We start from the raw sequence: 12,488 nt of genomic DNA on the forward strand, positions 1-12,488 counted from the left end.
CGTTGCTCTAAATCAAATCACCCTGGGAATGGCGGGGCCACGTGGCCCCGCCTTCAAAAACGCTCACCAACCCTTGTAGGGCAGCACCGGCGCCTTCTCGGCGTTGGCTTTCGGCCACACCGAGACGTAGTTCTCGCCGTCCTGAAGCTGGATGATGGCGCCGGACGCCAGGACGTTCTGGCCCTTGTCGTCGAACTTGACGCCCTTGTAGCCGATCATGAGCTGCTCGGGCTTCAGGTCCGTCGCCTTCAACGCGGCCTGGATCTTGGCGGGCTCGGTCGAGCCGGCGCGATCGATCGCATCGGCCAGCACGAAGAAGCCCTGCATCTGGCGGGCGACCGTGTCGTCCATCTCCTCGCCGCTCTTCTTCTTGTACATATCGGCGATGATGGCCGACGGCGAGCCCGGCGGGCCGACGACCCAGGACGAACGGTTGAACACGCCTTGCGAGATCTTGCCGACCGCCTTGGTGAAGGACGGATCGGAATAGCCGGCATCGTCGGCCAGCAGGACCGCCGGCTTGTAGTCGAGCGACTGCATGGTCTTGGCGAAGAGGATCGCGTCCGACGTGTAGCTGATCATGATGACGACGTCGGGCTTCTTGTCCTTGAGCTGAAGCACCTGCCCCTGCAGGTCGGTCGCGTTGACGGGATAGGCGACGTCGAGTGCGATCGGCTGGCCCTTCTCCTTGAAGGCGCCGGCGATCGTGTTCGCGACCGAGGTGCCGTATTCGGTGTTGTCATGGACCAGCGCGATCGCATCGGTCTTGGCGCCCGCCGCCTTCATGTCCGCGAGGAATTCGGTGTAGATCTTGGCGAAGTCGGTGGCGATCGGCGTGGTGCGGAAGAACCATTTGAAGCCGCGCTCGGTGAGATTGGCCGCGACCGACTCCGAATTCAGGAAGGGCACGCCGTATTTCTCGGCGATGGCGCTCGAGGTCAGGGTCACGCCGGACTGGTAGGAGCCGAACACGGCCGCCACCTTCTCTTCCGTGATCAGGCGCAGCGCCTGGTTCTGGCCGGTTGCGGGGTTGCCCTGGTTGTCGGCGATGATCACCTCGACCTTGGCACCGCCGAGGCCGGCAAGACCGGCGTTCTTCGCCAGCGGGAAATTGCCGAGCTCGGGATGGGCATTGTTGATGATGTCGGTTGCGACATCCAGCGCCGCCTTGGCATGCGCCCCGATCGAGGCGGTGCCGCCGGACATCGGCATGATCACGCCGATCTTGACCACCTTGTCCTGCGCCTGCGCGCCAGCCGTGAGCGCAAGGGACATCGCGGCCGCGCAAAGCAGCCCCGTGACGTGCTTCAAATTCATGAAATCAGACCTCCCAATGGGTTTCCCCGACCAAGGTTTTTTGGAAGCTGTGGGCGTAAGCGCCTGCTTCCGTTTGTTTATGCCTGGCTGACCCTAGGATGGCATGCCAGCCGGATACCGGCAAGGTGAAACGGGGTGCCACGATGCTGCATAGGGATGCAGCGAATGCACGCGTGCGGGCCGCGCGCTATCTGGCGTCGTTCAATGCTGGAAAAACAACCCGGCAGGCGTCAACGCGTAGGGTGGATTAGCCGAAGGCGTAATCCACCACTCTTCTCCGCGGGGACAAAAGAGGTGGATTACGCTGCGCTAATCCACCCTACGCAGCTTGCATTCAGCCAACTATGTCGCTCGCCCTCAGCAGCGTGGTGAAGCCGCCATAGATCATGCGCTTGCCGTCGAAGGGCATGTCGGCGCCCTTGAGCCGCGGATCCGCCATCACCTTCTTGTTGACGGCATCCCGGGTCTCGCGATCGCGGTAGACGATCCAGGAGAACACCACGACCTCATCCTCTTTCGCGATGACCGCGCGCGGGAACGAGGTCAGCTCGCCAAAGGGAACGTCGTCGCCGATGCATTCGACGTAGTCGAGCGCGCCGTGCTCCATCCAGACCGCGCAGGCGGTTTTCGCCAGGGCCTTGTAGGCCTCGATCTTGTCCTTCAGCACGGCCAGCACGAAACCATCGATATAGGGCATCACGGATCTCCTTGAGTGACATGAGCCCGAAGGACGATGCGGCGCCCACCGAGCCGACGTCCCGGGACGCCTGCGAGGTGAGGCAAACTGTCGCGAGCAATTCGTGAGCTGCTTCACATCCTGCGGTCGCAACTCGGGGACATCATCCCCAGCGTTTAGGTCTGCATTGCGGCTATTTCAAATTGTATTCGGCAGAAGGCAGTTTCCATGAGCGGCCGCCTTTCCTTGCTTTGCGTCCACGGCGTCGGCCACGCGGAGATCGACTCCGGATTTCAGGAGTCCTGGTCCAAGACGATCACGCACGCCATCGGATCGGTCGATCCGGACGTCCAGCTCACCATCGACTTTGTTCTCTACGACGAGCTGTTCGACAGGGCCCCGCTCAATCCCCTCACCTATGCCGCCGCCTCGGCCAAGCTGCTGGCCAGCGCGGTCGTTCATGGCATCGGCGACCTGCTGCCCGGTGCACGCGGCATCGGCGACATCCCCGCCGTCATCAAATGGACCGCGGGCATGGTCGCCCAATGGTCGACCGACGAGGAACTGCGCAACGATCTGCGCCGCGCCATTCTCGACAAGCTCGAGGCCAGGCCCTACGACATGGTCCTCGCCCACAGCCTTGGCTCGCTGATCTGCTACGACACCTTCCTGCACGAGGCGGATGCGATCAAGGACGCGATCTTCGTCAGCTTCGGATCGCAGATCGGCAATCCGGCGGTGCGCGACGTGTTTGCCGGCCGCATCAAGCCGCTGGCCTGCCGGAAATGGTTTCACCTCTTCAATCCCAGTGACCATGTGCTGACCTGTCCGCTCGATGTCCGGGCCGACAATTATCAGCAGGTCACGGTGGCCTTCGACGTTCCCAACGACGTGCTCAACCACGATGCGACCTGGTACCTGTCGCACACCAGCACGGTTGCGACCGTGTGGCATGACGCAGCGCCAGCGCCCGTGCCGCGCGCGATCGTGAGCGCGGCGCGCGAGATGGCGAGCCTCGCCGTCAAGCCCGGCCGCCGCGCCTTGCTGATCGGCATCAACGATTACCCCGATCCGGCCAGCAGGCTGGAGGGCTGCGTCAACGACGTCTTCCTGATGAGCTCGGTGCTGCAGGAGAGCGGCTTCGAGCCGGAGGATATCCGCATCGTCCTCAACGACCGCGCGACGACGCAGGGAATCATGGATCGGCTGCACTGGCTGCTCGATGGCGTTCGCGACGGCGACGAGCGCATGCTGTTCTACTCGGGCCACGGCGCCCAGATTCCGCGCTACAACATCCAGGGCGAGCCGGATCATGTCGACGAATGTCTCGTTCCCTATGATTTCGACTGGTCGCCGGCCCACGCGATCCTGGATCGCCAGTTCGCCGAGCTGTACTCGCAACTGCCCTATGACAGCTATTTCGTGGCGATGTTCGATTGCTGCCATTCGGGCGGGCTGACGCGCGACGGCGGCCCGCGTGTCCGCGGCCTCAGCCCTCCCGACGACATCAGGCATCGCGCGCTGAAATGGGACGCGAAAGAGCGGATGTGGGTGCCGCGCGATTTCACGCCGCTGAACAGGAGCCTGAAGGACAGGAAGAACGGCGCCGATTTCCTCGGGCAGAACGGGGCGACGCAACGGCTGGGGCGTGCGATGATGCTGCGAACCAAGCCGGACAAGGACTACGACAAGACGCGCAAGGAGCTCGATCATTTCGGGCCCTACATGCCGATCCTGCTCGAGGCCTGTCAGGAGCAGCAGCTCTCCTACGAATACCGCGACGGCGTGACGTCGTACGGCGTCTACACCTACTCCATGGCTGGCACGCTGCGCGAGTTGAGAGCCAGGGGCGAAAATCCATCCTTCAACACGCTGAACGACCTCGTCACGGCCAAGCTGAAGCGGATGCGTTACAACCAGACGCCCAATCTGGTCGGGGCCAAAATCCGCTGCAGCGCGCCGGTGCCGTGGGGCAATGCGCGGGACACCGAACCCGCCACGCAGGGCGGCGCGAAAGCATCCTCCACCACACCGCGCAAGAGCGGCCGCAAGCGCGCGCCGGCAGGAAAGAAGACGACCAGAAGGAAGAGATAGCACGCATCGACTAACGAGCGATCAAGCCCTTGGAGAATCGGTCATGGCGACAGGCATTTCCCTGCATATCGGACTGAACTCGGTCGACCCGCAGCATTACGAAGGCTGGAGCGGCCCCCTCAACGCCTGCGAAGCCGACGCCAACGACATGGCCGACCTCGCCCATACCCGCAGCTTCGCGCCGACCAAGCTTTTGACTCGCAGGGCAACGCGTGCCGCGGTTCTCGGCGGCATCGCGCATGCGGCCAAGTCCCTCAAGTCAGGCGATCTGTTCTTCCTGACCTATTCGGGACACGGCGGGCAGTTGCCGGATCTCAACGGCGACGAGCCCGACGGCAAGGACGAAACCTGGTGCCTCTACGACGGCGAGCTCGTCGACGACGAACTGTATTCATCATGGGGTGCGTTCGCAGCCGGCGTGCGCATCCTACTGCTCTCCGACAGCTGCCATAGTGGCAGCGTGAGCAAGGCGCTGCACTATCAGGCCAGGGCGCGCGCCCTCCCCGGCACGCAATATCGCGCCATGCCGGACGAGGTGGCGCTACGCGTCTACCAGAGCAACAGGAAGACCTATGATCCGATTCTGAAGCGGCGCGACCTCTCCGAGGCGCTCGGCAACGTCAAGGCGTCGGTGCTGCTGATCTCCGGCTGCCAGGACAACCAGCTCTCACAGGACGGCACTTTCAACGGCCTGTTCACGGGAACGCTGAAGACGGTCTGGAACGGCGGGACCTTCAAGGGATCCTACCGCCGCTTCCACACCGCGATCGGCGCCAAGATGCCGCCGGATCAATCGCCAAAACTCTCGCTGGTGGGCGCCAGCAACCCTGCCTTCATGGCCGCACGCCCCTTCACCATCGAGGACGGAAAAAAGAAGTCACCGGCAAAGAAGAAGACGGCAGCGAAGAAGAAGTCGGCCCGGAGCTGACCGGGCTTGTACCGGCGGGACGTAGCCGGCTGAGCCGGTAATTCACCAAGGGAGAGCGCCCGGAGATGGCTGGGGAACCTGGATTCGAACCAAGACAAACAGAGTCAGAGTCTGTTGTGCTACCGTTACACCATTCCCCAACGGAATAGTCGAACAAATTCAATATCTTACTGATTTGCTCGACTGTGGCCGGAAGCGCGTTTGGCGCAAATCACGGCTCAGGCGTGGCAGCGTTCTACCTGCTCGCATCTGGGCTGGCAAGCGCTCCGGTGGATGGCTCGTCAGCCCGGTTGTGGGACCGCAACGCGGGCCCGTTCGCGGGGGTGCCGCTAATGCGTGCGGCCGATGCGGACGACGATTTCGCCCCGGCTATGCGCGATCATGACCTGACCATATTCGTCCTGCGGCGGGCTTTCCTCGTAGCGCAGCGGGATCGTGGTCATCTCCTCCTGCGCCGTGCCGGCCGGCTGCTGCGCGTTGACATCGAGGATCAGGATCTTTGGATTGATCCCCTGAGGTGAGCGCCTGGTCAGGCGGGCCAGCGAGCCATTGTTCGGGACCCGCACGTCCCCAATCATGATCAGGCGGGGCGGCACGCCCGGTGCGCGGTCGATCCAGGCCTTGAAGGTGTCTCTCAGCAGGACAGTCATGACGCATCTCTCCCTAGCCAAGTTGCGCGATCCTTCGGTCGCAGGCGCAACATTGGCGGGCGAAGCGAATCCGAACGTGAACGGCCCGTGAATCGGACGAGACTGCGCAAGATGTCGCGGCGAACGCCGCGGCCCACCACCACACGATACCGGTCAGAGACATCGGCGCCGTTGCGCCAGCCGGCGAAGAAGTCAGATCGCGATCGCGCGTGAGTTGCCGACGGCGTGCGGCCGCATCGCGCGCTTGGTGCAGACGCGCAAGGACTCGCCATTCACGCTCATTTCACGCTCGTCCGCTCCAAGTTGAGGCGCGATTTTCATTTCGCCCGCAAGGTCGCATTTCGATCGCGCGGCAACCCTTGACCGTATGACAGCCCAAGATGTACGATTTCTGCATTGCACCAGATCCGGCGGGCTGTATTCCTGAGCTCACGAGTCGTTGGCTTCGCGCACAACGCGAACCAAACATCTACATTTCACCAAGCCACAGCTCCCGGGACCTGCCCTCCTGCATTGTCGTCGACGATGTCGACGGAGGATGGGACGAGATGTCGGGCGTTGGCGACGACAAGGCGGCAAGCGAGAGCGAAACTGGCCGCTTGCGGCTGAATATCATCGGAGCATTTTCCGCATCCGTGAGCGGGCACGAGATCGGGCTCGGCCGAAAGGCGCAGGCGCTTCTCGGCTACATGATGCTCTCCTCCGCGCGCCAGTTGCCGAGGACAAAGCTGGTCGGCCTGCTCTGGAGCGAGAAGGAAGACCCGCTCGCCAAGGGCTCGCTGCGTCAATCGCTGAGCCAGATCCAGCGCGAGCTGAAGACGCACGGCTGCCCGCATTTCCATGCCGACCAGATGCACGTCGCACTCGATATCGAGCAGGTGGCATGTGACCTGACGGAGATCGTCGCGGATGCCGAGCGCGGCATCGTCCATCCCACCCTGCTCGCACACGAACGCCTCACCGACGGCATCCTCGACGATCTGGAGAATGTCGATCCCGCATTTTCGGACTGGCTTGCCGAGACGCGGCCGCTGATCCACGAGCGGCTGATCGATGCGTTGACGCGGCTGCTGCCCGACGAGGGCCAAACCGACATCACCGCCATTGCCGAGGCTGCAGCCAAGGCCATCTATCGGCTGGATTCCGAGAACGAGCGGGCCGTTCGCGTTCTCATCAGGAGCCACATCGCGTCCGGAAGCATCGGTGCTGCGCTCGCGATCTACGCGCGGCTCTGGCGCCAGCTCGAGGATACCTACGACATCGAGCCCCACAAGCTCACGCAGGACCTGATTGCCGGCCTGCGCCAGCAGCAACCCGAAATCGTCACGCGGCCGGTCGCGGCTCCCGCGGTCGTGCCCGCACTCGGACTGGCCGGATTTGCTGCCAGCCGGCCGTCGGTCGCCGTTCTCCCCTTCCGTGCGCTGTCGCCGACGCTGGAGCCTCAGTTCACGATCGGCATCGTCGACAGCGTCGTCCAGGCCCTGTCGAGCCTGAAGGAGCTGTTCGTGATCTCGCGCGGCTCGACCATGATCTCGTTGTCGCAGACACCGGACTTGCGTGCCATCGGCCGCGATCTGAATGCGCAATATCTGCTGCACGGAAGCATCCAGCGGGCCGGCGACCAGATCCGGATCTCGACCGAGCTCGTTGCCGCCGAGACGGTCGAAGTCGTTCGTGCCGATCGCCTCAGCGGAACCGCCGCCGACGTGTTCGACCTGCAGGACCGCATCGCCGTCGAGGTCATACGCTCGCTGGCGCCCCAAGTTCGCGACCGGGAGCTACATCGCGCAATGCAAAAGAGGCCGGACGATCTCGATGCCTATCAGCTGTCCCTTGTCGGCTACGACCAGATGTTCAGTCCCGACTACACCACATTCGTCACGGCCCGAACCAACTTCGAGCGCGCGCACATCCTCAGCCCGGATTGGGCGCCGCCCTTGTCCTACAGCGCCATCTGGCACATGCAGCGCGTGGCCCGCGGGTGGTCCGCGAACGCGCCGAACGAGCTCGACACCGCCCGTGCGCTCGCCGAACGGGCGCTGGAGCGCAACTCGGCCGATCCGCTCGCCAATGCCGTCGGCGGCTACACGCTGTCGCAATGCAAGCACGACCATGCCGGCGCGCTCAAACAGCTCGACCGCGCGCTCGAGATCACCCCGAATCTCGCGATCGCATTCGCATATCGCGCCGCCGTGCATGTTCGTTGCGAGCACTACGCGGACGCACTCAGCGATGCCGCGATCAATCTGCGCCTGTCACCGCGAGACAGGCACGCCTGGTTCGCCGAGATGGTGTCCGCCCAGGCTCATTTTGCCATGAACGACCTGAGCGCAGCCATCGAGAACGCAGGCCGGGTCGCGACGCTGCTGCCCAGCAACCAGGTGAACCTGCGCATCCTGGTCGCAGCGCTCGTGGAAAGCGGGCGTCTCAACGACGCGAAGACTTTTGCAGGGCCACTGATGACGGCCGGCGAGCTCGACATGAAATGGATCGCGAGGTCGCCATGGCCGAAGCCGGCGCTGGCGCGCATCGAAGCCGCGCTCTCGCGGCTGGCCTCGACAGTTCGAAACGGAACCACCCACGGCAACAGCAACAAGTCCTGACAGAGGAGGCTCATATGGCGGGCGGATACGGAGGATATGGCGGTTACGGCGGTTATGGCGGCTACGGGGGCTATGGCGGATACGGGGGTTATGGCGGATACGGCGGCGCCAGCGGATCGGGCGGCGCCATGTTCGCCGACCGCGTCGATCGCCCGTTCGTCAGCGAACGCGACATCAAGGGCGCCAGGTTCGATGCCACCGGCTTCGGCATGCGCCTGTGGTCGACACGGTGGTATTCGTGGGTCGTGATGTCCGATCTCGCCAGCCGGGCAGACTGGCTCAAGCGGCTCGGCGGATTTGCCCTGCTCGGCAAGGGTCCGACCCCATGGGCGGGCGCGCTCGAGACCGACATCAGCATATTGAGGAACATGGCAGTCAACGAACGCGCGCCGGCCATGGACGAAATCGTCACCGAGGCCGACGAGTTCATCAGCAAGTTCCTGCATCTCGTGTCTGCGACGGCGACGACACATCCGGCGACGTCGCGCATGCTGATCGTCGCCGACGCGCTCACCGCGCTGATCGCGATGCACTACAAGGCGCATTTCAATCGCCCGCGGCCCACGCAGGTGGTGCCCGGTTTCATGTCGCCGATCCAGCACGGCGGACACGCGTCCTACCCGAGCGGACACGCCACGCAGTCCCACGTCTTCGCGGCGCTTCTGACCGAAGTCATGCCGAAAGATCTCGGCTTCGCCGATCCGGCTCCGGGTCTCGCGGGCCGGACAACGGTCGGAAAGACGCTCGGCGCCCTCGCCGACCGGATTTCGCGGAATCGCGAAATCGCCGGCCTTCACTATCCCTCCGATACCAAGGCAGGCGTGAAGCTCGCAGGCGCGATCCGCGACAAGATCCTTCTGGACCGGGATTACCTGCCGAAGTTCACGAAGCTCGTCGACAATGCCAAGGCCGAGTGGGAGAACACCGGCGTCTTCGAAGACGCGAAAGGCAACGGCAGCTCCGCGGGAGAGAAATATGCCCGTGACTGATCAATGCGGCCTCTACGAGGTCGTGCCTGCCGGCTTCGACCTGCTCCATGCGTCCCCCGCCGAGCTCGATCGCTACGGCATCCCGCAAAAGCCGGATGCCGACACGGAGCCGGAGCTGTTGGCGTTCTGGACAGAGCTCGTCTCGGCGCCTTTTGCGGCAAAGCAGCCGGTCTTCGCCGACATCGATCCCCCGTCCACCGGGGGACCGCTTCAATCGATGCTGAACTGGTCCGGGGCGCTCATTTCCACGCCCTGGCCCCAGCAGATCGTCTTTGCAGCAGCCGGATGGAATGTGCCGGACGTGCGCCGGCCATCCGCGTCGGCCCTCGGCACGCACTCGGACGATCCAAAATCGCTGCTGTGGGTGGGGCTGGACGGCCGCAACGGCGTGCTGCCGAATATCTCCCTGCCTCAGATCGGCACCGGCCACTGGCCCAATCGCAAGCCCAAGCACTTCGCGTGGTGGGACTGGTGGCACAATACGAAGCCGGACGAAGTGCCCGGCAAGTCGGAAACGTCGCCGGAGCCGCAGGCGATCACGCTGATCGACAACCTCGCGATGGAGACGGGCCACAAGATCCTCGCCGGTCTTGCGGTCCAGGTCAGCGGAGACGTTCTCTATTTCATCAAGAACCAGAGCACCGGCGAATTCCGCTCGTTTCTCTCCCCGCCACCATCTGGCGAGATCGAGCCGCTCGGATCGTCCGTGGAATGGGTGATGGAGCGGCCGACGGACCCGAAGAGCCGCGATCTGTTTCCGCTTCCGGACTACGACCCTGTGAACTTCAGGTACTGCGTGGCCCGCGCTGCGGATGGAGCGATCGGATCGGGCCGCATGATGACGCTCGGAGACAACGCGCTCATGATCGAGATGCGGGAAAGCTTCGCTGATCCCGAGCGCACCGTCATCGTGTCACGCCCGGAACTGCGGCAAGAGACTAAAGACGGCCCGGTCGGCATCACCTGCACATTCCAGGATCCCATGGTGTGAACGGGCATCGCGCGTGAGAGGCCGGACCGCGCTGAAGCGCCAGGTCGCGATCCGGCCTGTGTCCACTTACTCCAGCTTGATGTTCGCCGCCTCGATCACCTTCTTCCATCGGGCGGTCTCGGAGGCGATGTAGGCCGCGAACGGCTCGGAATCCACCGCGACCGCGGCGGCACCGAGCTCGGCCATCTTCTGGACCGTCTCCGGCTGCTGCATGAAGGCACGGATTTCGGCCGAGAGCTTCTCGACGATCGGCTTCGGCGTGCCCGCAGGCACGAAGAAGCCGTGCCAGGCGACGGCCTCGAAGCCCGGCAGGAATTCGGCCACCGCCGGGACTTGCGGATCGAAATCGGCCCGCTTGGGCGTTGCCGTCGCCAGCATCGCGAGCGCACCGGTCTTCACCTGCGGCAGCAGCAGCGGCACGTTGTCGAAGGCGAGATCGATCTGGCCGCTGAGCAGGTCCGTCAGCATCTGGCTGGAGCCCTTGTAGGGCACGTGCACCATCTTGGTGCCGGTCATCTGCTGGAACAGCTCACCGGCGAGATGCTGCGAGGTACCGACGCCGGCGGAGCCGAATGAGACCTTGTCGGGGTTCGCCTTCAGAAAGGCGATCAGATCCGGTACGGTGCGCGCCTTGATCTTGTTGGGGTTGACGACGAGTACGTTGGGCACGACGCTGATCTGGGCGACCGGCACCAGATCCTTGTCCGGCTGGTAGCTGAGCTTCGGACCATAGAGCGAGGGGTTGATCGCGAGCGCGGAGGTGCTGGCAACGCCGAGCGTGATGCCGTCGGGCGCCGACTTCGCCAGACGGGTCACGCCGAGGATCGAGCCGGCCCCGCCGACATTCTCGACCACGAACGGCTTGCCTAGCTTCACCTGCAGATGGTTCGACACCATGCGCGCAAAGATGTCCGCGGTGCCGCCGGCGGCAAAGGGAACGATCACCGTCACCTGCTTTGACGGATAGCCGTCCTGCGCCTTCGCCGGCGACGTCGCCAGCATCATGACCGAGGCAAGAACAAGCCACATCGATCTCATCGAAGTTTCCTCTACTGTTATCGTGTTGTTGATTGGCTGCTGCACATGGCGGAGATCGCTAGAACGCGACCTCGTACATGTTCAGGATCGCATCCCGGCCGAGATCGCGCGGGTTGTTGTCGAGCAGGCGGCGAATGGCGTGTGCCTCGTCGGCCATCGCGCCGAGATCGTTCCTGGGCACGCCGAGCGCGGACAGCCGCATCCCGATGCCGAGATCCCTGCAGAAGGCGTAGGTCGCGTCGAATGCGAGCTTCGGATCGCTGCGTTCCGGCAGCCCCAGCGCCGTCAGCACCGCGACGGTCTTCTCCTCCACGGCGGGCATGTTGAAGGCGAGCGTGTGCGGGAAGATCACCGCACAGGCGAGGCCGTGCGCGACGTGATGGCGCGTGCCGAGCGGATAAGCCACGGCATGACCGGCCGTGGTGTTCACCGGGCCGAGGCAATAGCCGCCATAGAGCGAGGCCAGCGACAGGCCGGCGCGCGCCTCGCGGTCGCCGCCATCGGCCACCGCGCGCTTGAGGTAACGTCCGACCAGCCGCGCACCCTCGAGCGCGTAGAGGTCGATCGTCGGATGCGCCTTGCGGCTGGTATAGGCCTCGACGCAATGCGCCAGCGCATCGACGCCGGTCGCCGCGGTGACCTCCTTCGGCACGGTCATGGTCAGGTCGGGATCGACGATGGCGATGTCGGCCAGCATGTAGCGGCTCTGCACCGCCTGCTTGTTCTGGCTGACGGGATCGGTGACGAGCGCGCGCGTGCCGGCCTCGCTGCCGGTGCCCGAGGTGGTCGGGATCTGCATCAGCGCGACGCTGCGGCCGGCCACCTTCTCCGGCCCGACGATGTCGGCAAAGGGCACCTCACTCGTGCACATCACCGCGACCAGCTTGGCGAGATCCATCGCACTGCCGCCGCCGAAGCCGACGACGAGGTCGGGCTTGGCCTCCTTCGCCATCGCCACCGCCTTTTCGAGATTGGGCAGATCCGGCTCGGGCTTGACCTCGCCGAACACCTTGACCGCGCCCGGCAGCGCCAGCGTGTCGACGCGGCGCGCATTGAAGGGATCGGAGATCACCAGCGGCCGCCGGGCGCCGATCCGCTCGGCGAAGCGCGCCGCGGCGGTGATGGTGCCGTTGCCGAACTCCAGGATGGTCGGACGTTGGATTTCGATGGGCGTGAAGGCGTTGGTCATCGTGCGTTCGATC

Annotated in this window: 10 protein-coding genes and 1 tRNA gene; 5 read left to right on the top strand and 6 right to left on the bottom strand. The window is 64.4% G+C overall.

Features of this window, described 5'->3' with window-relative positions; genetic code table 11:
• Positions 1–63 precede the first annotated feature (63 nt).
• Complete coding sequence (locus A7X65_RS10640) at positions 64–1,317, bottom strand: ABC transporter substrate-binding protein (protein WP_063684492.1); 1,254 nt, start codon at positions 1,315–1,317, stop codon at positions 64–66.
• A 334-nt stretch (positions 1,318–1,651) separates the two neighbouring features.
• Positions 1,652–2,014, bottom strand: a complete 363-nt coding sequence (locus tag A7X65_RS10645) for a DUF1428 domain-containing protein (RefSeq protein ID WP_063684493.1) — start codon at positions 2,012–2,014, stop codon at positions 1,652–1,654.
• A 207-nt stretch (positions 2,015–2,221) separates the two neighbouring features.
• Between A7X65_RS10645 and A7X65_RS10650 the strand changes: the two genes are divergently transcribed.
• Together A7X65_RS10650 and A7X65_RS10655 are read left to right on the top strand one after the other, a co-directional pair.
• Positions 2,222–4,087 carry a caspase family protein gene (locus A7X65_RS10650; RefSeq protein WP_063684494.1) on the top strand — a complete coding sequence of 622 codons (1,866 nt, stop codon included), beginning with the start codon at positions 2,222–2,224 and terminating at the stop codon, positions 4,085–4,087.
• Between the two features lie 43 nt (positions 4,088–4,130).
• The gene (locus A7X65_RS10655; RefSeq protein WP_063684495.1) at positions 4,131–5,015 is read left to right on the top strand and encodes a caspase family protein; all 885 of its coding nucleotides are present in this window, start codon (positions 4,131–4,133) and stop codon (positions 5,013–5,015) included.
• 66 nt (positions 5,016–5,081) lie between these two features.
• Here A7X65_RS10655 and A7X65_RS10660 read toward each other — a convergent pair.
• A tRNA-Gln gene (locus A7X65_RS10660) sits at positions 5,082–5,155 on the bottom strand.
• Positions 5,156–5,344: 189 nt separating this feature from the next.
• Positions 5,345–5,665 carry a hypothetical protein gene (locus A7X65_RS10665; RefSeq protein ID WP_063684496.1) on the bottom strand — a complete coding sequence of 107 codons (321 nt, stop codon included), beginning with the start codon at positions 5,663–5,665 and terminating at the stop codon, positions 5,345–5,347.
• Between the two features lie 548 nt (positions 5,666–6,213).
• Between A7X65_RS10665 and A7X65_RS10670 the strand changes: the two genes are divergently transcribed.
• The 3 genes from A7X65_RS10670 to A7X65_RS10680 are packed head-to-tail and all read left to right on the top strand — an operon-like array spanning position 6,214 to position 10,248.
• On the top strand, positions 6,214–8,268 hold the full coding sequence (locus tag A7X65_RS10670; protein WP_063684497.1) for a BTAD domain-containing putative transcriptional regulator: 2,055 nt from the start codon (positions 6,214–6,216) through the stop codon (positions 8,266–8,268).
• Entirely contained in the window at positions 8,169–9,257 is a 1,089-nt protein-coding gene (locus tag A7X65_RS42600) for a phosphatase PAP2 family protein (RefSeq protein WP_167358223.1), read from the top strand. Before A7X65_RS10670 ends, A7X65_RS42600 begins: the two co-directional genes overlap by 100 nt.
• Entirely contained in the window at positions 9,244–10,248 is a 1,005-nt protein-coding gene (locus A7X65_RS10680; protein ID WP_167358224.1) for a G1 family glutamic endopeptidase, read from the top strand. The genes A7X65_RS42600 and A7X65_RS10680 overlap by 14 nt, the downstream gene beginning before the upstream one ends.
• A gap of 66 nt (positions 10,249–10,314) precedes the next feature.
• Here A7X65_RS10680 and A7X65_RS10685 read toward each other — a convergent pair whose 3' ends face one another.
• Both A7X65_RS10685 and A7X65_RS10690 read right to left on the bottom strand, forming a co-directional pair.
• A complete protein-coding gene (locus A7X65_RS10685; protein WP_063684500.1) occupies positions 10,315–11,286 on the bottom strand; it encodes a Bug family tripartite tricarboxylate transporter substrate binding protein in 972 nt (323 codons plus the stop codon).
• 58 nt (positions 11,287–11,344) lie between these two features.
• A complete protein-coding gene (locus A7X65_RS10690; protein WP_245323376.1) occupies positions 11,345–12,475 on the bottom strand; it encodes an iron-containing alcohol dehydrogenase in 1,131 nt (376 codons plus the stop codon).
• Positions 12,476–12,488: the final 13 nt, after the last annotated feature.

Source organism: Bradyrhizobium stylosanthis, from assembly GCF_001641335.1.
Lineage (GTDB): Bacteria > Pseudomonadota > Alphaproteobacteria > Rhizobiales > Xanthobacteraceae > Bradyrhizobium > Bradyrhizobium stylosanthis.